Below are 18,881 nucleotides of genomic sequence, written 5' to 3'. Positions count from 1 at the left end.
CACGGGGGTCAGCCGGCCGGTACGAGCGCGGTGGCGCCGGAGTCGGCGGCGGTACGGGCCCTGCGGCGCAGGGTGGTGAGGGCGACGAGCCCGCACAGGGCGGCCAGCGGCAGCCAGACCCAGAGCGGGTCGCCGAGGCCGATGAGCGCGATGCCCGCGGAGGGGCCGAAGAACATGCCGATGCCCATCATCGAGTTGCACAGGGCGCTGGCCCGGGTCAGCTCGCGGTCGGGCACCTTGGAGATCAGCCAGGGGTGGAACGAGCACGAGTAGGCGCACTCGCCGAGGCCGAAGAAGGCCGCGTAGAGGATCAGCCCGGTGAGCTGGACGGGCCCGGGGCCGAAGGCGCTCAGGCCGGCGCAGAGGAAGCCGATCACCCACAGGGCCACGGCGAGGCGCAGTCCGCGTTCCTCGGAGTGCTTCTCCAGCAGCTTCCCGAGCGGGCGCTGGCAGGCCACGATCACCACGACGTTGACGGTGAGCATCACCGAGATCCAGCCGATGCCGGTGCCCATGAGCTGGTCGGCGACGAGCGGGGCGGTGGCCTCGAACTGGCTGAAGCCGAAGAGGTACGCGCCGAACTGGAACAGGGCGGCGGTCAGCGAGGCGCGGACGAGCATGCCGGTGCCGAAGGCGGGGGCGGCCTTTTCGGGCGCCGCGCCGTCGGGTGCCGGGCCGGCCGCCGCGGATTCCGCGATCCCGGGGACCTTGCGGGCCAGGACCAAGACGAGGGCGACCGGCAGGTATCCGGCGGCGTTCACCAGCAGCAGCCAGGTGATGGCCTCCCGGGAGAAGGCGGCGAGGAACAGGCCGGCCACCAGGGAGCCGCCCGCCAGCGTGGCGTTGAGGATCTGGTAGCGGCGGGCGAAGACCGCGCGCCGTTCCTCGGGCGGTACCAGGGAGTTGACGATCGGGATGATCGCGGCCATGAAGGCGCCCTGGCCCGCGCCGCCGAGCACGGCGGCCGCGCCCGCCTCGGGCAGGGTCGTGGCGCCGGTCAGCACCCCGAAGCAGCCGACCCACAGGAGCAGGCCGAGGACGCCGAGCAGGTGCCGGGGGACGCGTACGACCGCGGCGGTGAGCAGCAGTGACACGGCGAGGTTGGCCAGGCCGCTGGCGCCGTAGTAGACGGCGACCCCGGCCGTCCCGATCCGCGGCTGGGCGGCCAGGTGGATCCCGATGAAGGGGAAGACCATGCCGTAGCAGAAGGAGGACAGGCCGTGCAGGACCAGGATGCGGTTGACCGACCTGCGGCGGAGCGCGGCCAGGGCGTCGGGCGTCGGGCTCATGGGTGCCTTCCGGGGCGGCGGGAACGGGGGACGGTCAGGCGCCGGCGGCGGGTACGGCGGCGGGTACGAGGGCGAGGATGCGGGCGGGGCTGCCCGATCCGCCGACGATGGGCAGCGGCGCGGCGATCAGCACGGCGCCCTGGGCGGGCAGCCGGTGCAGGTTGCGCAGCTGGGTGATGCCGTACTTGTCGGCGCCGTGGAAGTACCAGTGGCAGGGGTAGGGCTGGTCCTCGAACTCGCCGGCGAGTCCGGCGTCGGTGCCGACCGTCTCCACGCCGATGCCGATGACCGCGGTCTCCTCGGCGAGCCAGCGGGCGCAGTCCGGGGCGATGCCGGGGGTGTGCCGCCCGTTGAGGAAGGTGTCCTGGTCGCCCTGGCGGGCCTCCCAGCCGGTGCGGTAGAGCAGCCAGCCGCCCGCCGGGAGGTCGCCGTGCTCCTGCTGCCAGGCCTCCACGTGGTGGCGCTGGAGCAGGAAGTCGGGGTCGGCCGCGGCTTCGGCGGAGAAGTCGAGCACGGCGGCGGGGCCGACCAGGCGCTGCGGCGGTACCTGGGAGACGTCGTCGAGGTCGCGGCCCGTGAGCCAGTGGACCGGCGCGTCGAAGTGGGTTCCGGTGTGCTCCGAGAGGCGGATGTTGTTCCAGTAGACGGTCGGTCCGGCCTCGTCGTAGTGGCTGATGACCTCGCGCGCGAACGGCCAGGGCTGGCCGCGCTCCGGCGGGAGCTGGATCAGCGGGGTCTGCTCGGACAGCGGCGAGGTGAGGTCGACGACCTCGACGGAGCCGTCGAGGAGGGCGCCGAGCAGCGGCGCGAGGGCGGTGGCCGTGGTGGGGACGTTGGCGGCGGCGGTGCTCATGCGGAGGTCTCCGTCGTGTGGACGATCGTGTTCCAGTGCCGGTAGTCGGGGTGCTGGTCGCGCACCACCGCGTCGTAGAGCTCCTGGAGCTTGCGGGTGGTCACGCCGGGTGCGCCGTCGCCGACCGGGATCCGGTCGATGGTGGTGACCGGGGCGACCTCGGCGAGGGTGCCCGCGACGAAGACCTCGTCGGCGGTGTACAGCTCGGTGCGGTCGATCTCGCGGCGCTCCATCGGGATGCCCAGCTCGTTCGCGGCGAGTTCGCCGAGGGTGGCGACGGTGATGCCTTCGAGCACGCCGCTGGTCCCGGGCGGGGTGATGAGCTTGCCGTCGCGCAGCATCACGACGCAGGAACCGGGCGCCTCGGAGACGGTGCCGCGCTGGTTGAGCAGGAGCGTGGTGTCGTAGCCGTTGCGCACGGCCTCGTGGTGGGCGAGCCGGCTGTTGTGGTAGTTCGCACCGGCCTTGATGCGCGGCGGCATGCTGTCGTCGCTGATCCGGCGCCAGGACGAGATGGTCGCGGAGAGTCCGCCGTCGAAGCCGCGGCCGCGCGGGGCGCGGGTGGTGGTGATGTGGGCGCCGGCGTCGTCGGTGTGGCTGAGCGGGTCGCCGTTCGGGCCCATGTTGAAGTACGAGACGACGCAGATGTGCGCGTCCTCGTCGAAGGCGTTGGCCTTCAGCACGTCGAGCACGCCCTGCTTGAGCTGCTCGTCGGTGAAGGGGATCTCCATGCGCAGCGCCTTCATCGAGCGGCGCAGTCGGGCGAGGTGCTCGTCGATGCGGAAGACCGCGAGGCCCGAGCGGTCGGGGCGGCGGTAGGCGCGCAGGCCCTCGAAGACGTTGGCGCCCCAGAAGGCGCCCTGCGAGCGGGCGTGGACGGTGCAGTTCTCCCAGTCGACGACGGCGCCGTTGAGCCAGCCGTGGGTGGGGAGTCGGGGGACGGTCATGGGGTGCTCCTGCGGGGGAAGGGAAGAGGGGTGGGGGGTGCGGGGCCGGGTCAGACGCCGACCGGGACCCGGACGTCGGCCGCGGTGTCCTCGGCGGCGCCGGCCGTGGCCAGCGCGCAGCGGGCGAGCGTGTCGCCGTAGCGCTCCGGACGGTCGGCGTCGGCCAGCGCGCCCAGGTGGCCGTCGGGGCGGACGACCAGGCAGGTGCCCTCGGTGGCCAGGTAGGCGGCGCGCAGCACGTTGTCGCGGTCGCGCAGTACGGTCACGCCCGCGGGCATGTCGTCGGCGGGGCCGGCGGCCGGTACGGCCAGTTCGCCCTCGCGCAGGACCACGATCAGGTCGGCGGTCAGGCCGCGGGTGTCGGCGAGCGCGCGCTCGGCGAAGGCGCGGGCGGTCTCCCGGTCCGGGGCGAAGTACAGGCCGGTGAAACCGGCGCCGTACAGCTCGCGCAGGCGGGCGGCGCCGGGCGCGGAGATCCGGGCGTCCGGGGCGAAGGCGCCCAACAGCGGGTGGCGCAGCGCGGATTCGACGACGGGGGAGTCGACGTAGGTGTGCGGCTCGGCCATCTTGCCGCTGTTGACCTTGTCGCGGGCGCCCTGGAAGGGCCGGGAGAGGGTCAGCAGCACCTTGCGGACGGTGCGCCGCAGCAGGTTCGGCGGCACCATGAACCTGATGGTCGCCTCGGTGACGGCCAGGTTCTCCTTCGCGGCGGCGTAGCGCTCGTCGTGGTAGGTGTCGAGCAGGGCGTCGTCGGCCCGGCCGCGCAGCACGAGGGCGAGCTTCCAGGCGAGGTTGTCGGCGTCCTGGATGCCGCTGTTCATGCCGCGGGAGCCGTACGGCGGCAGGGAGTGGGCGGAGTCGCCCGCGAAGAAGATCCGGCCGATCCGGAAGTTCTCCACCACGCGCTGGTGGAAGCGGTAGGTGGACAGCCAGTCGATCTCGTAGTCCACGTCACCGATCACCGCGCGCACGCGCTCGTCGAAGCGGCCGTCGGCGCGCTCGGCCTCGATGTCGGTGTTCGGGGCGAGCTGCCAGTCGATGCGCCAGATGTCGTTCGGCTGCGGGTGCATGACCAGCTGGCGGCCCGGGTTGAAGGGCGGGTCGTAGTGGAAGTGGCGCTCCTTGGCGAGCGGCAGCTTCACCTTCAGGTCGGTGATCAGGAAGCGGTCCTGGTGGCTGTAGCCGGTCCAGGCGACGCCGGTGAGCGCCCGCATGGGACTGCGCACGCCGTCGCAGGCGACGAGGTAGCGGCAGGTGTAGGTGCGCGGGCCGGCCGGGGTGTCGGCGGTGACGGTGACCCCGTCGGCGTCCTGCACGGCGTCGGTGATCTCGTGCGCCCAGCGGACCTCGGCGAGCGGCTCGGACTCGATCTTCTCCAGCAGCAGCTGCTCGATGCGGAACTGCGAGATGTTGACGAAGGGGCCGTAGCCGATCCGGCGGGTGTACTCGGCGGCGCGGATCTCCTTGCCGCGCACGTAGGTGCGGGCGGTGGTCCAGGTGACGCCCTCGGCGCCGATGGTCTCGGCGCAACCGAACTTGTCGAGCACCTCCAGCACGTCGCCCTGGATCAGGCAGGCCTTGGAGCCCTGCTTGCGCAGCTCGGGATCGCGCTCGAAGAGCACGGAGGGGATGCCGAAGGAGGCCAGGCGGGCGGCGAGGGCCATGCCGACGGGGCCGGCGCCGACGATGCCCACGGGGATCTGGTCGCTGTTCATGCTGCTGCTTCGCCTTCGTTCGGGTGGCCGCCGGAGCCGGAGAGGGTGCCGGAGAGGTTGGCGGGGAGATCGGCGGGGAGGCCGCTGGGGAGGTCGCGGGGGGCGCCGTCGGTGTCCGGCTCCTCCGTGACGCTGCGGAAGACCGGGATCTTGCGCACGGAGCTGAGGTACGGGGTGCCCTCGGTGGCGCCGGTGCCCGAGCGGGTGCCGAGCATCCGCACGGCGATCCGGTAGTGGGTCTGGCGCCAGCGGCGCAGCGCCCCGGCGAAGCCGAGCATCGAGGCGGTCAGCACCTCGCGGTCGGCGGCCGTGAAGCGCGGGTCGCCCTGGGCGCCGGCGCAGGCCTCGTCGAGGGTCTGCTGGCCGGCCAGGATCCGCTCGCGCACCTCGGGGGTGGAGCGGTAGGCGGGGGAGTCGAGCCGGTCCTGGTCCGGGACCCGGCACAGCGACTCGACCAGCTTGTAGTTGCGGGACTGGATCGCGCTGGCGCCCTCGGTGTAGTCGCGGAACACCCGGAACGACTCGACCTGCATCGTCGCCAGCAGCGAGAACAGCGGGGCCGATTCGGCGAGCGCGCTCTCGGCGACCGCCAGGTGGGCCGCGGCCTCCTCGGTGCGGGCGCCGTCGAGGTGGCCGATGGCCGTACGGATGCTCAGCGCCAGCAGCGCGAAGGTCGTCTCGAAGGTCTGGAGCACCCGGATGAACATGTGCTCGTCGTGCGACACGTAGACCGGCAGCATGCTGAGCCGCAGCACCTGGCGCTCGTGCTCGTCCAGCAGTTCGCCGTCGGCCAGCGCCCACAGCTGGGCGGCCTGCCCGGCCGGGTCGGCGGCGGTGAGCCGGTCCCCGAGCCCGAGCCGCTCCAGGGCGGGCCGGGCCACGCGGACGGCGAGCCGGTGGCGCTTCTCCACCATCCGGGCGTCGGGCCGCATCTCGGGCAGCCACGCGGTGCGCCCCTCGGCGGCGGCCAGCTCGAACCGCAGCAGGTCGGCGAGGAGCTGCGCGGTCAGTCGGTCCCGGGTGACCCGGGCCGCGGCGGCGGCCTGCGGGCCGTCGTCGGCGGTGGGCAGGCCCAGCACGCCGAGCGAGGTGTAGGTGGGGTAGTCGTAGCGCCCGTCCCACTTGTCGAGCGCGGTGTCCAGGAACCGGTCCAGGAGCAGGCGCCCGGCCGCGTCGGCGGCCGGGGTCGGCTGCGGGGCGAGCCGCTCGCGGGCCAGGGCCAGGGACTTCAGGGTGGCGTCGGACACGAAGTGCTTGCCGACGAGGTGGAACTCCTGGAGCACCGCGGGGTAGGGGAACCGGCCGGGTACGGGATCGGCCAGCCAGTCGGTCAGCTCTTTCACTCTGGGGGTCTCACCTTCGGGAGCGGGTGCGGGAGCGGGACGGGGACGGCGACCGGAGGGACGGCGGGTCCGGTCAGTGCGCGGAAGGCGCGCACCGCCTGGCACAGGGCTTCCACGTCGGCCGCGGAGTTGTAGTAGTGGAAGGACAGGCGCACGACGGGGCCGCGCGGGCTGACCGCGATGCCCCGCGTCGCCAGCCATCCGGACAGGGAGCGCGGGTCGACGTCGTACAGCGCGAGGTGGGCGCCCTGGACTTCGGGCGTCCGGGCCCGGCGGACCCGCTCGCCCTGGGCGGTCAGGGTGCGTGCGGCGAGGTCGACCAGGGCGCCGACGTGGCGTCGTACGTCGGCCCAGTCGACGCCGTCGAACAGGCCGAAGGCGGCGTTCGCGGCGTAGACGGCGGGCACGGCCGGGGTCCCGGTCTCGAAGCGGCGGGCGGCGGCCGGGAAGTCGAGCCGCAGCGGGTCGAAGGCCATCGGCTCGATGCGCCCGAACCAGCCCGTGAGCCGCGGCTCCCGGTCGGTGGTCAGGCCGGCGCGCGCGTAGAGGAAGGCCAGGCCGGGCAGGCCGGCGAGGTACTTCATCGTGCCCGCGACCAGGTAGTCGCAGCCGATCTCGGTGACGTCCACCGGCATCACGCCCACGGCCTGGTAGGCGTCGACGAAGGTCAGCGCCCCGGCCTCGCGGCCGGCCCCGACGATCTCCGCCACCGGGGGCCGCTCGGCGTACTGGTAGGTGGACATCGGCACCGAGACCAGAGCGGTGCCGGGGCCGAGGACGGCCGTGTAGTCGGCCGTCGTGACCCGCCCGCCCGCCCGGTCCCCGGTGAAGCGGACCCGGGCGCCGCGCGGTCGCTGGGCGAGCCAGACGTGCGCGATGGAGGGGAACTCCTCGACCGTGGTGACGATCTCGGTCCGGGGCGTCTCCAGGGACAGGGTGGAGACCACCTGGTAGGCGCCGACGGAGGCGTTGGGCAGGATCGCGATCTGGTCCGGGCTCGCGCCGATCAGGGCGGCGATGTTCTCCCGGGCCTCGTGCACCTCCCCTTCGAAGCGGTCCCACGGCGCCCCGCGCGCGCCGATGGCCTCCTGCATGCGCTCCAGGGAGGCGTCGACCGCGTCGGACCGGGCGCCGAGGCTGCAACTGGCCAGGTGGACCGTCCGCTCCAGCATCGGGAAGGCACGCCGGAAGGCGGCGGCCGTGACGCCGGTGGTGGTGCCGGTGGTGTCCATGCCGTTCGTGGTGGTGCCGTCCGTGGTGCCGGTGGCGACGGAGCTCACGCCGGGCCCATCGGGCAGGCCGGCGGCGCGACGCCCTCCAGGTACTCGGCGTACTCGGGGGCCGGCTCGTCCTCGCCCATCGGACCGCTCAGCGTCAGCTCGGTGCGCAGCTCCCACAGCTGCGGGAAGAACTTGTGCCCGATCAGCTTGGCCAGGAACTCCACCGGCGCGCCCTTGGTGCCGACCACGGAGTGGCCGATGACCCGGGTGGCCATCTTGTAGTGCTGGGTGCGCCACAGCGAGATGCGCTCGTCCCAGTCGATGAGCGCCTCGGCGAGCCGGTACTCCGGGGTGTCCTGGCCGCTGCGGTAGACCTCGACGAGGTCGGTGCCGCGGGCCTCGGTCAGCCGCCGGAACGCCTTCTCCAGGTCCTGGCTGACCAGCCGGGCGGCCTTCCAGCCCGGGGATTCGAAGCCCGAACCGTGCCCGAGGACGGTACGGATGATCTGGAAGTCCCAGGGGGCCAGCTGCCGCATCATCTCCAGCTGGTCGGCGGTCATCCGCGCGCTCAGCGAGGCGCGGCCGAGCAGCCGGGCGGCGGTGTCGAGCTGCCCCGCGTCGATCTGCCGGGTGGCCTCCTCGACCTCGTGGCAGGCGAGCTTGAGCCACAGTTCGGTCGACTGGTGGACGACCTGGAAGAGCATCTCGTCCCGGTGGATCATGTCCTCGGGGCGGCGCTGGAGCGACAGCAGCGTGTCGGTCCGCATGTAGCGCGTGTAGTCGTTGTCCCCGTCTCCGTCGAGTACGGGAACCGAATAGTCCTTGGCCACGGTGCTCCTGTCAGGCGGTGGTGGTGGACAGGGCGAGCGGCTCGGCGCGCACCCGGAAGTCCTTGGCGGTGGCGGTGATGGCGGCCTCGGCCTCGGCGCCGGTCGCGGCGCGGAAGCGGAACCTGCCGCCGACGTGCTCGTAGTAGGCGTCCGCGTCGGGCAGCACCTCGCCCGGGCGCAGCACGACCTCGGCGTACGGTCCGCGGGCGCGGCCGGTCATGGAGGTCGACTCCGTGATGCGGCAGGGCCGTTCGGCCGGGGCGGGCACGAGCATCCAGCCGGCCACCTCGTCGGCGGCGTGCGGAGCGGCGGCCGCCGCCGGGACGGGCGGCAGCGGGAGGTCCAGCTGGAGCTGCCACGCGGCGTGCATCAGGTCGTAGCCGTGCACCTCGCGCCAGAGGAAGGCGATCTCGGCGCCGCCGACCCGTGCGCCGCATTCGAGGAAGCGGCAGTGGGGGCTGCCGTCCGCGTCCCGGTCGATGAAGACTTCGAGGTGGAAGACGGTGGCCCGGCCGGGGGAGAGCGCGCCGAGGAAGGCGGTGGCCGCCCGCTCCACGGCCGCGTTGACCTCGGGGTCGTCGATCTCGACGGAGCCGAGGTGGTTCCCGTCGCGGAAGCCCAGGCAGGTGTTGAGGTAGCGGGAGGCCCGCCAGGCGAGCAGCCGTTCGCCGTCGAAGACCCCGTCGACGTGCGAGATCGGTGCGTCGACGAAGGCCTGCACCAGCATCGGCTCGCTGTCCAGGTCGAGCTCGGCGACCTGTTCGGGGCGGTCCACCCGCACCACGCCGGAGCTGGAGCTGCCGGTGCGCGGCTTGACGATGACGGGCCAGCCGGTGTCGTCGCCGAAGGCGCGGACGGCGGCCGCGTCGGTGGCGGCGGCGAAGTCCGGTACGTCCAGGCCCGCTTCGGCGACCGCGCGGCACATCACGTACTTGTCGCGGAAGACGATCTGCGAGGCCTGGCGCGGGCCGGGTACGTCCCACTCCTCGCGCAGCGCGGCCCCCACCAGCAGGTCGTCCTCCTTGAGGGCGACGATCGCGGCGGGCGCACCGTGCCGGGCGGCCAGGGCGCGCACCTCGGCGCGGACCCGCTCCAGGTCGTCGGTCGCGGGGACCAGGACGACCTCGTGGGCCTCGGCGGGCACGGAACCGGTGCCGACCTCGGTGCTCACGTAGCTCACGCGGTGCGCGGAGTGGTCGATGTAGCGGGTGAATTCCGCGTACCGCTCGCGCCAGCGGTTGACGACGACGACGTGCGGCCGGTGTGCGGCGGCGCGGCTCTGCTCGGTGAGGTCTTCGGTGAGGCTTTCGGTGCTCATGCTGATGCTCATGCCAGGGGCTCCTCGTCTTCCGGGTGGGTGAACACGCAGGTGCCGCGGGTGCCGGGGTTCGCGTAGGTGATGACCGAGCCGTCCCGCGGCTGGAGGGCGCGGACGAAGGCGCCGCCGTACCCGCGCGGGGTGACGAAGATCCCCCAGTTCGCGACCCATTCCCCGATGAGGCCGGTGTCCGGGTCGAGGGCGGGCTCCAGCGCCGGTACGACCAGTTCCTGCGCCACGTAGTCGCGCAGGGCGGTGGCCTCCAGGGCCGCCGCCCACGCCTCGTCGTCGACGTCCCGGCCGATGACCACGCCGTCGGCGCTGTAGCCGATGCCGGGCTTGAGCACGAGCGAGGCGCGGTGCGTACGGGCGTGCTCCAGGGCGTCCTCGCACCCGTCGGCCCCCAGCACCCAGGTCCGCGGCAGCACCCGGTCGATCAGCTCCAGCTCGGCCCCGGTCAGCTCGGCGCGGACGGCCGGACGGTGCAGCAGGCCGAGGGCGGCCTTGCTGGTGAACAGGGCCCCTTCGAGCGGGGTGAACAGGGCGGTACGGCCCTGCGCGTGGGCCCGGTTGACCAGGCTCAGCGCGGCCCGAGCGGTCGGGTCGCCGGCGATCTGGCCCGCGGCGAAGAAGCGCAGGATCACGTCGAGCGGGCGGCCGTGCAGGTTCAGCCTGCCGTCCGGCCCCTCGGTGAGCTCCTGGACCTCCCCGAGCTGGAGGTCGATGCCGTGGCCGCGCAGGTCCTCCTGGATGGAGAGGAAGACCCCGTCGTGCTCGCCGAGCGCGCCGGGCGCCTCCAACAGGGCCACGGCCGGGGCGCCGGTGACGGGTCCGGCTCCGGTCCGGGCGGCCGCCGCGGCGTACAGCTCGGTGACCAGCTCCGCCATGGTGTCGGTGTGGCCCAGCCGGTGCTGCTCGGCGAAGGCGCGGAAGGCCGGGACGTCGAGGAAGGCACGGTTGAGCTGGGCGCTGTCGATGCCGCCCAGTTCGCTGCCGACGTTCAGCTCCAGCAGGCGGAAGCCGGTGCCGTCGTGGAAGGCGTCGGCGCGGGCGTAGAGCAGCGGGTCGCCACCGGCGCCCTCGCGCATCACCTCGCAGAGTTCGGGCGGCAGGCCGATGGCCGCGCCGTAGCGGTCGAGGTCGCCGCCGTAGCAGCGCTCCGGCAGCGAGACGAGGACGCGGAAGAGGGCGGCGAGGTCGTCGGCGAAGGCGCTGATCTCGCGCTCGGAGACGAAGGCGGGCCGGGGCAGCAGTACGTGCCCGTAGGTCTTGGCGTAGGCGGCGGGGACGGTGGCGCGTGCGGTGAGCGTGCGCAGCTCGCTGTCCGGGCGCCGGGTCTCCTCGACGTAGCGGCCGGTGACGGGACTCTCCATGGGCGGTCTCCATTTCTGCCGGATCGGGGCATGCCGGATCACGGCACGAAGGGGAAGCCGCCGAATGCGCGGCGGCGCGGTGGGGTCCCGCCGCAGCCTCGCCGGCGTTTGAGGCGCCGCCGGAGGCTGCGGTGGGGCACAGGCCCCGGATGGGGCACAGGCCCCGGATGGGGCACAGGCCCCGGGCGGGGCAGGGGCCCTGTGGGGGAGGTGGGAAGCGGTGTGATCCGCGGTGACGTGGCTTCACTGTGGCAGCGGCGACCCCCGGCGGCACCCGCGTCCCGGGCTGCGCGTTTACGGCTGTCGTGAATGCGCCAGGGAGCTCCGGGCGGCCAGAAACGGACAGAAGGGGGCGAAGGATCGGGCCGGACCGTCCGGGGCGGCCGGATCCGGTTGCGCGGGGCCCCGCTCGGCTGCTTACCTACGGATCACTGCAGGGGCCCACGCCCCTCCGGACGATCCGCGGTGACCACCGGAACGTCCACCAGGGAGAACCCACATGCCCCGCCTGCAGATCGTCATCGCCAGCACCCGCCCCGGCCGCGTCGGCCCCGCCGTCGCCACCTGGGCCGCCGCCGAGGCCGGCCGCCACGGCGGCTTCGAGGTCGAGACCGTCGACCTCGCCGAGGCCGCCCTGCCCTTCTTCGACGAGCCCGGACACCCGTCCGAGGGCGCGTACGTCCACCAGCACACCAAGGACTGGAGCGCCACGGTCTCCCGCGGCGACGCCTACCTCTTCGTGATGCCCATGTACAACGGCGCCTTCACCGCGCCGCTGAAGAACGCCATCGACTTCCTGTACCAGGAGTGGCAGGACAAGCCCGTCGCCCTCCTGAGCTACACCGCGGGCCCCTCGGGCGGCGTGCCGGCCGTCGAGATGCTGCGCCCGATCCTCACCCGGATCGGCTTCCGCGCCGCGGAGCGCAGCCTGTCCGTCCCCGGTGTCGGCGAGCTGACCGACCCCGCCGACCCGTCCGTCTTCCACGCCCCGGCCGACCTCGCGGGTGACCTGAAGGGCGTGCTCGACGAGCTGACCGAGCTCCTCGCGCCGCTCGACGCGTCCGACGCGGCCCAGGTCTGAGGGGCGCGGCCATGACCTCGCACTCCCCGCCCCCGCCCCCGCCCGCGCCCGCGCCCGTAGCCGTTCCCGCGCTCGCCTCCGCGACCACGTCCGCAGCCCCGTCCGCCGCCCCGGCCGCCCCGCGGCTGATCGTGGTCGGCAGCGGCGGGCGCCCCTACCGCGCGTACTCCTTCGAGTCCCTGCACGCCCGCTACACCCTCTCCGCGGTGCTCTCCGCGGAGCCGGACTGGCAGCGCGAGCACCTCGATTCCTACGCCGTCACCGACCTGTCCGATCCGGTCGCGATCGCCGATGCCGTACTCGCCCTCGCGGGTCCCGACATCGCCTCCGCGGCCGTGCTGACCTGGGACGAGACGGCCGTAGAGGCGACCGCCGCGGCCGCCGCCAAGCTCGGGCTGCCGCACCTGTCCGCCGAGGCCGCCGGCCGCTGCCGCGACAAGTACGCGACCCGCACGCTGCTCGCCGGTGCGGGCCTCGCCGCGGTGCGCCACCGACTCGTCACCTCCGCGGACGAAGCGGCCCTGGCCGCCGCCGAGTTCGGCTATCCCGTGGTCCTCAAGCCGCGCGCCCTCGCCGGCAGCATCGGGGTCACCCGAGCCGACGACGAGGACCAGGTGCGGGCGGCCTTCGCCCTCGCCGACGGCGCCGCCTTCGCCACGCTGCCCACCGGCCACGGCGTCCTGGTCGAGGAGTACCTCGACGGCCCCGAGATCAGCATCGACAGCGCCGTCCACGAGGGCGAGGTCCACGTCGTCCACGTCGCGCGCAAGCGCCTCGGCTTCGCCCCGTACTTCGAGGAGGTCGGCCACCTGGTCGCCACCGCGGAGGGCGAGCCCTGGGCGGACGAGGTCCGCGACCTGGTCATCGGCGTGCACCGGGTGCTCGGCGTCACCACCGGCGTCACGCACGCCGAGGTCCGCCTCACCTCCCGCGGTCCGCGCCTGATCGAGCTGAACGCCCGCCTCGGCGGCGACCTGATCCCCTTCATCAGCGCCCTGGCCAGCGGGATCGACCTGGTCGCCGTCGCCGCCGAGCTGGCGTTCGGCCGGCTCCCCGACCTGACCCCGACGCGCGGCAACACCGCCGAGGTCCGCTTCGTGTACGCGGCCACCGACGGCCTCGCCCGTCCGCTCGACCTCACCGCCGCCGCGGCCGTGCCCGGCATCGCGCACACCGTGGTGCTCGCCGGGCCCGGTGACACCCTGCTCCTGCCGCCCCGCCAGGCCATCCCGCGGCTCGCCGCGCTGGTCGCCGTCGGAGCGGACGCGCAGGACTGCGCGCGGATCCTCGACCTGGCCGAGGCCGCCGTGGACCGCGGGGTGGATCCGCTCCCCGGATCGCTGCGCGGGCCGACTACCGGACCGATCCCCGGGCCGACTCCCGGATCGACTCCCGGATCGGGGGCCGACGCATGACCGCCCCCGTCGAAGAGGGTGTCGACCTGCGGGCGGGGGTGCTGCCCGACGCCGGCGCCGCGCTGGACCTCGCCGCCCGCCACGCCTTCGTACCGCTCTACATCGAGCTGCTCTCCGACACCCTCACCCCGGTGACGGCCTTCGCCCGCCTCTGCGGACCCGACGAGACCGGCCTGCTGCTGGAGAGCGTCATCGGGACCGACACGAGCGTCGCCGTCGCGCGGTACTCGTACATCGCCCACCGCACCCGCCCGCTCCCGCTCGGCGACGGGGACCCGCTCCTCGCGCTCCAGCCGCTGGCGGAGCGCGACGTCGCCCGGCTGCCCGGGCTCCCGCCCTTCCACGGCGGGGCCGTGGGCTACCTCGGCTACGAGAGCGCCCGTCACTTCGAGCGGCTGCCCAGCGCGCCCCGACCCGGTCCGGACATGCCCGAATCGGTGTTCCTCCAGGCCGATGACCTGGTCGTCTTCGACCACGCCACCCGCCGGGTGCTGATCACGACCCTGCACGACACGGCCGCCGAGAGCTACGAGGACGCCGTCGCCCGGATCTGCGCGACCCACCAGCGGCTCTACGGCGACCACCCCGCGGTGGCCGCCACGGGCGCGGGGAACCGACCGCTGGCCCGGACCCGGACCGCCGATCAGCAGGACCGTTCCGCCTGGCGCGCCCACACCACCGAGGAACGCTTCCTCGACATGGTCGAGACCGCCCGCGAGTACATCCGCGCCGGCGACATCTTCCAGGTCGTGCTCTCCCAGCGGTTCAGCAAGCCGCTGGCCGCCGCGCCCCTGGACGTCTACCGCCACCTGCGCGCCGTCAACCCGTCGCCGTACATGTTCCACCTCTCCCTCGGCGGCGGCCGGCACGTCATCGGGGCCTCGCCCGAGCTCCTGGTCAAGGTCGAGGACGGCCGGGCACAGACCCGCCCGCTCGCCGGGACCCGCTGGCGCGGCACCGACGCCGCCGCCGACGCGGCCCTGGAAGCGGAGCTGCTCGCCGACGAGAAGGAGTGCGCCGAGCACGTCATGCTCGTCGACCTCGGCCGCAACGACATCGGCCGGATCGCCGCCCCCGGCACCGTCCGGGTCGACCGGCTCATGGAGGTCGAGCGCTACTCGCACGTCATGCACCTGTCGTCCACGGTCAGCGGCGACCTCGCCCCGGGCCGTACACCGCTCGACGCGCTGCGCTCCACCTTCCCCGCGGGCACCGTCTCCGGCGCCCCGAAGATCCGCGCCATGGAGATCATCGCCGAGCTGGAGCAGGAGCGGCGCGGGGTCTACGGCGGCGCGCTCGGCTTCATCGGCACCGGCGGCGATCTGGACACGGCCATCGCGCTGCGCACCCTGGTCATCGCCGACGGCCGGGCGTGGGTCCAGGCCGGAGCCGGGGTGGTCGCCGACTCCGACCCGACCGCGGAGTACCGCGAGACCCTCAACAAGGCGCAGGCGCTCTTCGCCGCGGTGGAGCGGGCGGAGGCCGGCGCATGAGCACCCCCGCGTCCGTCCCGGCCCCGCGCATCGCGGTCATCGACAACTACGACTCCTTCACCTACAACCTCGTCCAGTACCTGGCCGAGGCGGGCGCCGAGCCGCTCGTCCACCGCAACGACGGCGTCACCATCGAGGAGCTGGCCGCCCACGACGCCGTCCTGATCTCGCCCGGCCCCGGGAACCCCGGGCAGGCGGGCATCAGCCTCGCCGCCGTGCGCGCGCTCAGCGGCCGGCTCCCGCTGCTCGGCGTCTGCCTGGGCCACCAGGCGATCGCCGAGGCCTTCGGCGCCGACGTGGTCCGGGTGGGGCCCGTACACGGCAAGACCGACCGGGTGCGGCACGACGGCACGGGCGTCCTGACCGGCCTCCCGGACCCCTTCACCGCGACCCGCTACCACTCCCTGGCCGTGGGCCCCGCGAGCCTGCCGCCCGAACTGGTCGCCCACGCCTGGGCCCAGGACGGCACCGTCATGGGCCTGCGCCACCGCGCGCACCCCACGTACGGCGTGCAGTTCCACCCGGAGTCGGTGCTCACCGAGCAGGGCCACCGGATCATCGCCAACTTCGTCGACTCGGTCCGGGTCCCCGCCCCTGCGCCCACGCCCGAGCCCGCGCTCCCGCTCGAAGGAGCCGCCCGGTGAAGAACGCCCTGCGCACCCTGGCGGCGGGCCGCCGCCTCAGCCGCGACGAGGCGGGCAGCGCCATGGCCGCCGTACTGGCCGGGGAAGCCACCCCCGGCCAGATCGCCGGATTCGCCATGGCCCTGTCCGCCCGCGGCGCCGACGTCGAGGAGATCGTCGGCCTCGTCGCCACCGCCCGCTCCTTCGGGACCCGCCTGCCCGGCGACGGCCGGGTCCTCGACACCTGCGGTACCGGCGGCGACGGCCACGACACCTTCAACATCTCCACCACCGCCGCGATCGTCGCGGCGGCCTGCGGGGTACCGGTCGCCAAGCACGGCAACCGCAGCGCCTCCTCGGCCTGCGGCAGCGCCGACGTCCTGGAAGCCCTGGGCGTACGGATCGACGCCGGCCCGGCGGAGGCGGCCGCCTGCCTGGCCGAGGTGGGCATCACCTTCCTCTTCGCGCCCGTCTTCCAGCCCGCCTTCCGGCACGCGTCCGGGCCCCGCCGCGAGCTGGGCGTGCGGACCGTGTTCAACGTGCTGGGCCCGCTCTGCAACCCGGCCGGCGCCCGCTACCAGACCCTCGGCGTCTCCGACCCGGCCCTGCTGGAGGTCATGACCGAGGTCCTGCACCGGCTCGGCACCGAGCGCGCGCTGGTGTTCTGCGCGGAGGACGGCCTGGACGAGCTGAGCACCTGCTCCCCGTCCCGGGTCGTCGAACTCGCCGACGGCCGCACCACCTCCTACCGGCTCGACCCCGCCGAGCTGGGCCTCGCCCCCGCCACCCTGGCGGACCTGCGGGGCGGCGACGCCGCCGCGAACGCCCGGACCGTACGCCGCGTCCTGGGCGGTGCAACCGGCCCGCACCGGGAGATCGTGCTGCTCAACACGGCCGCCGCGCTGCGGGCGGCCGGGCGCTGCGAGGACTGGCACACGGGGATCGCGCGCGCCGCCGAAGCCATCGACAGCGGCCGCGCCGCCGCCGTGCTCGACGCCTGGACGGCCGTGGGAGCGGCCCGCAGCCCGGTCCCGGCCGCCGCGTGACACGCACCCCATGACACGACGAGGAGTCGTACGTTGACCCGCACCACCACCCCGGAGCCCGCGGCAGAGCCCGCAGCGGCAGCGGCACCCGGCAGCAGTCTGCTGGCCGAGCTGATCGCGGCCGCTCACCGCCAGACCGAGGCCCGCCGCGCCGAGGTCCCGCTCGCCGAGATCGAGCGCAGGGCCGCCGTGGCTCCCCCCGTACGGGACTTCGGCGCGGCCCTGCGCGCCCCCGGCCTCGGCGTCATAGCCGAGCTCAAGCCCCGTAGCCCGCTCAAGGGCCCGCTCACCGACGACTACCGGCCCGCCGAGCTGGCCCGCGCCTACGAGGCGGGAGGCGCCTGCGCGCTCTCGGTCCTCGCGCACACCGAGGGCTTCGGCGGCCGCCCCGAGGACCTGGCGACCGTACGGGAGGCCGTCGGCCTGCCCGTCATGCGCAAGGACTTCATCGTCGACGAGTACCAGATCGCGGAGGGCCGGGCCTTCGGCGCGGACGCGGTCCTGCTCGTGGTCGCGGCGCTGACCGGCGAGCGGCTGGCCCAGCTGTACGCGTACGCGACCGGCCTCGGCCTGCACGTCCTGGTGGAGGTGCACAGCGAGGCGGAGGCGCACACCGCGCTCGGCCTCGGCGCTGTGAACATCGGGGTCAACCACCGCGACCTGCGCGACTTCCGCATGGACCTCGGGCTCACCGGCCGGCTGCGCCCGCAGGTCCCGGCCGACCGGGTGCTGATCGCCGAGAGCGGCGTACGCGGCCCGGCGGACGCCCGCCGCCTGCGCGCGGACGGCGCGGACGCGGTCCTGGTCGGCGAGACGCTGATGCGCTCGGCCGACCCGGCGGCGCTGGTGGCACAACTGAAGAACGCAGAGCAGGCAGAGCACGCAGAGCACGCAGAGCACGCAGAGAACACCCCCGAGGAGACCCGGTCATGACCACGACCAGCACCACTTCCTTCTTCCCGGACGCGGGGGGACCGGTCCCGAACACCGAGGGCTATTTCGGTGATTTCGGTGGCAAGTTCATTCCGGAGGCGTTGGTCGCCGCGGTGGATGAGGTTGCGGCGGAGTACGAGAAGGCGAAGGTCGATCCGGCGTTCGCGGCCGAGCTGAACGACCTGCTCGTGAACTACACGGGCCGCCCCAGCGCCCTGACCGAGGTGTCGCGGTTCGCGGAGCACGCGGGCGGGGCGACGGTGTACCTCAAGCGTGAGGACTTGAACCACACGGGTTCGCACAAGATCAACAATGTGTTGGGTCAGGCGTTGCTGACCAAGCGCATGGGTAAGACGCGGGTGATCGCGGAGACCGGCGCGGGTCAGCACGGCGTGGCGACGGCCACCGCCTGTGCGTTGTTCGGTCTTGAGTGCACGATCTACATGGGTGAGATCGACACCGAGCGCCAGGCGCTGAACGTCGCCCGGATGCGGATGCTGGGCGCCGAGGTCATCGCGGTCAAGTCGGGTTCGCGGACGTTGAAGGACGCGATCAACGAGGCGTTCCGTGACTGGGTCGCGAACGTGGACCGCACGCATTACTTGTTCGGTACGGTCGCGGGTCCGCACCCCTTCCCGGCGATGGTGCGTGACTTCCATCGGGTGATCGGTGTGGAGGCGCGTCGCCAGATCCTGGAGCGCGAGGGTCGGCTGCCGGACGCGGTCGCCGCGTGTGTGGGTGGCGGTTCGAACGCGATCGGTCTCTTCCACGCGTTCATCCCGGACACGGACGTGCGCCTGGTGGGCTTCGAGCCGGCCGGGCACGGGATCGAGACGGGTGAGCACGCGGCGACCCTGTCGGCTGGCGAGCCGGGAATCCTGCACGGTTCACGCTCCTACGTTCTCCAGGACGAGGAGGGTCAGATCACCGAGCCGTATTCGATCTCGGCGGGTCTGGACTATCCGGGGATCGGCCCGGAGCACGCGTATTTGAAGGATGCGGGCCGGGGCGAGTACCGGGCGGTGACCGATGACCAGGCGATGCAGGCCCTGCGTCTCCTCTCCCGCACGGAGGGCATCATTCCGGCGATCGAGTCGGCGCATGCGCTGGCCGGGGCTCTGGAGTTGGGCAAGGAGCTGGGCAAGGACGGGTTGATCATCGTGAACCTGTCCGGTCGCGGTGACAAGGACATGGACACGGCGGCCCGCTACTTCGGCCTCTACGACGGCACCGAAGGAGCCACCAAGTGAGCGCGCACACGGGCAACGTCGATCTCCTCGCCCGCACCCTGGCGAAGGCCAAGTCGCAGAATCGTGCGGCGTTGGTGGCGTATCTCCCGGCGGGTTTCCCGACGGTGGACGGCGGGATCGCGGCGGTCAAGGCCGTCGTCGCGGGTGGCGCG

16 protein-coding genes and 1 pseudogene are annotated in these 18,881 nt (G+C 73.7%); 8 read left to right on the top strand and 9 right to left on the bottom strand.

Annotated features, from left to right (window positions below):
• Positions 1 to 8 precede the first annotated feature (8 nt).
• From ACIQWR_RS31885 to ACIQWR_RS31845, 9 genes are read right to left on the bottom strand one after another with little or no spacing between them, the layout of a single operon-like run.
• Positions 9 to 1,289 (bottom strand): MFS transporter, encoded by a 1,281-nt coding sequence (locus tag ACIQWR_RS31885; protein ID WP_404016735.1) that lies wholly within the window; start codon positions 1,287 to 1,289, stop codon positions 9 to 11.
• A 34-nt stretch (positions 1,290 to 1,323) separates the two neighbouring features.
• On the bottom strand, positions 1,324 to 2,142 hold the full coding sequence (locus ACIQWR_RS31880; protein ID WP_404016733.1) for a cyclase family protein: 819 nt from the start codon (positions 2,140 to 2,142) through the stop codon (positions 1,324 to 1,326).
• Positions 2,139 to 3,089, bottom strand: coding sequence for a branched-chain-amino-acid transaminase (gene ilvE, locus ACIQWR_RS31875; RefSeq protein WP_404016730.1), 951 nt, complete (start codon positions 3,087 to 3,089; stop codon positions 2,139 to 2,141). The genes ACIQWR_RS31880 and ilvE overlap by 4 nt, the downstream gene beginning before the upstream one ends.
• 50 nt (positions 3,090 to 3,139) lie before the next feature.
• Positions 3,140 to 4,804, bottom strand: coding sequence for an FAD-dependent monooxygenase (locus ACIQWR_RS31870; RefSeq protein WP_404016727.1), 1,665 nt, complete (start codon positions 4,802 to 4,804; stop codon positions 3,140 to 3,142).
• A complete protein-coding gene (locus tag ACIQWR_RS31865; RefSeq protein WP_404016725.1) occupies positions 4,801 to 6,147 on the bottom strand; it encodes a tryptophan 2,3-dioxygenase in 1,347 nt (448 codons plus the stop codon). The genes ACIQWR_RS31870 and ACIQWR_RS31865 overlap by 4 nt, the downstream gene beginning before the upstream one ends.
• Positions 6,144 to 7,427 carry an aminotransferase class V-fold PLP-dependent enzyme gene (locus ACIQWR_RS31860; protein ID WP_404016723.1) on the bottom strand — a complete coding sequence of 428 codons (1,284 nt, stop codon included), beginning with the start codon at positions 7,425 to 7,427 and terminating at the stop codon, positions 6,144 to 6,146. The genes ACIQWR_RS31865 and ACIQWR_RS31860 overlap by 4 nt, the downstream gene beginning before the upstream one ends.
• Entirely contained in the window at positions 7,424 to 8,197 is a 774-nt protein-coding gene (locus ACIQWR_RS31855; RefSeq protein ID WP_404016720.1) for a tryptophan 2,3-dioxygenase family protein, read from the bottom strand. The genes ACIQWR_RS31860 and ACIQWR_RS31855 overlap by 4 nt, the downstream gene beginning before the upstream one ends.
• A gap of 10 nt (positions 8,198 to 8,207) precedes the next feature.
• Positions 8,208 to 9,527, bottom strand: a complete 1,320-nt coding sequence (locus ACIQWR_RS31850; protein WP_404016717.1) for an acetyl-CoA carboxylase biotin carboxylase subunit family protein — start codon at positions 9,525 to 9,527, stop codon at positions 8,208 to 8,210.
• The gene (locus ACIQWR_RS31845; RefSeq protein ID WP_404016715.1) at positions 9,524 to 10,888 is read right to left on the bottom strand and encodes a hypothetical protein; all 1,365 of its coding nucleotides are present in this window, start codon (positions 10,886 to 10,888) and stop codon (positions 9,524 to 9,526) included. The genes ACIQWR_RS31850 and ACIQWR_RS31845 overlap by 4 nt, the downstream gene beginning before the upstream one ends.
• 499 nt (positions 10,889 to 11,387) lie before the next feature.
• Here ACIQWR_RS31845 and ACIQWR_RS31840 point away from each other — a divergent pair, with 499 nt between their 5' ends.
• The 8 genes and pseudogenes from ACIQWR_RS31840 to ACIQWR_RS31805 all read left to right on the top strand — a co-directional run.
• Positions 11,388 to 11,969 carry an NADPH-dependent FMN reductase gene (locus tag ACIQWR_RS31840; RefSeq protein WP_399259394.1) on the top strand — a complete coding sequence of 194 codons (582 nt, stop codon included), beginning with the start codon at positions 11,388 to 11,390 and terminating at the stop codon, positions 11,967 to 11,969.
• Positions 11,970 to 11,980: 11 nt separating this feature from the next.
• The gene (locus ACIQWR_RS31835; RefSeq protein ID WP_404016712.1) at positions 11,981 to 13,384 is read left to right on the top strand and encodes an ATP-grasp domain-containing protein; all 1,404 of its coding nucleotides are present in this window, start codon (positions 11,981 to 11,983) and stop codon (positions 13,382 to 13,384) included.
• Complete coding sequence (locus ACIQWR_RS31830; RefSeq protein ID WP_404016709.1) at positions 13,381 to 14,877, top strand: anthranilate synthase component I family protein; 1,497 nt, start codon at positions 13,381 to 13,383, stop codon at positions 14,875 to 14,877. Before ACIQWR_RS31835 ends, ACIQWR_RS31830 begins: the two co-directional genes overlap by 4 nt.
• Positions 14,874 to 15,521 carry an anthranilate synthase component II gene (locus tag ACIQWR_RS31825; RefSeq protein WP_404016706.1) on the top strand — a complete coding sequence of 216 codons (648 nt, stop codon included), beginning with the start codon at positions 14,874 to 14,876 and terminating at the stop codon, positions 15,519 to 15,521. The genes ACIQWR_RS31830 and ACIQWR_RS31825 overlap by 4 nt, the downstream gene beginning before the upstream one ends.
• Entirely contained in the window at positions 15,518 to 16,546 is a 1,029-nt protein-coding gene (gene trpD, locus ACIQWR_RS31820; RefSeq protein WP_404016704.1) for an anthranilate phosphoribosyltransferase, read from the top strand. The genes ACIQWR_RS31825 and trpD overlap by 4 nt, the downstream gene beginning before the upstream one ends.
• A 33-nt stretch (positions 16,547 to 16,579) precedes the next feature.
• Entirely contained in the window at positions 16,580 to 17,479 is a 900-nt protein-coding gene (gene trpC, locus ACIQWR_RS31815; protein WP_404016701.1) for an indole-3-glycerol phosphate synthase TrpC, read from the top strand.
• Complete coding sequence (gene trpB / locus ACIQWR_RS31810) at positions 17,476 to 18,729, top strand: tryptophan synthase subunit beta (protein ID WP_404016699.1); 1,254 nt, start codon at positions 17,476 to 17,478, stop codon at positions 18,727 to 18,729. Before trpC ends, trpB begins: the two co-directional genes overlap by 4 nt.
• Positions 18,726 to 18,881 (top strand): annotated as a pseudogene (locus ACIQWR_RS31805) (tryptophan synthase subunit alpha); the annotation flags it as partial. The gene trpB and the pseudogene ACIQWR_RS31805, both read left to right, overlap by 4 nt.

Origin of the sequence: Streptomyces sp. NPDC098789 (assembly GCF_044759975.1) — a bacterium.
GTDB lineage: Bacteria > Actinomycetota > Actinomycetes > Streptomycetales > Streptomycetaceae > Streptomyces.
This window is presented reverse-complemented; position numbering and strand designations above follow the sequence as displayed.

Bases quoted from the DNA above. Each gene is read 5' to 3' on its own strand.
- ACIQWR_RS31885 (WP_404016735.1), bottom strand. From the start codon at position 1,289: ATGAGCCCGACGCCCGACGCCCTGGCCGCGCTCCGCCGCAGGTCGGTC.
- ACIQWR_RS31880 (WP_404016733.1), bottom strand. From the start codon at position 2,142: ATGAGCACCGCCGCCGCCAACGTCCCCACCACGGCCACCGCCCTCGCG.
- ilvE (WP_404016730.1), bottom strand. From the start codon at position 3,089: ATGACCGTCCCCCGACTCCCCACCCACGGCTGGCTCAACGGCGCCGTC.
- ACIQWR_RS31870 (WP_404016727.1), bottom strand. From the start codon at position 4,804: ATGAACAGCGACCAGATCCCCGTGGGCATCGTCGGCGCCGGCCCCGTC.
- ACIQWR_RS31850 (WP_404016717.1), bottom strand. From the start codon at position 9,527: ATGAGCATCAGCATGAGCACCGAAAGCCTCACCGAAGACCTCACCGAG.
- ACIQWR_RS31845 (WP_404016715.1), bottom strand. From the start codon at position 10,888: ATGGAGAGTCCCGTCACCGGCCGCTACGTCGAGGAGACCCGGCGCCCG.
- ACIQWR_RS31840 (WP_399259394.1), top strand. From the start codon at position 11,388: ATGCCCCGCCTGCAGATCGTCATCGCCAGCACCCGCCCCGGCCGCGTC.
- ACIQWR_RS31835 (WP_404016712.1), top strand. From the start codon at position 11,981: ATGACCTCGCACTCCCCGCCCCCGCCCCCGCCCGCGCCCGCGCCCGTA.
- ACIQWR_RS31830 (WP_404016709.1), top strand. From the start codon at position 13,381: ATGACCGCCCCCGTCGAAGAGGGTGTCGACCTGCGGGCGGGGGTGCTG.
- ACIQWR_RS31825 (WP_404016706.1), top strand. From the start codon at position 14,874: ATGAGCACCCCCGCGTCCGTCCCGGCCCCGCGCATCGCGGTCATCGAC.
- trpB (WP_404016699.1), top strand. From the start codon at position 17,476: ATGACCACGACCAGCACCACTTCCTTCTTCCCGGACGCGGGGGGACCG.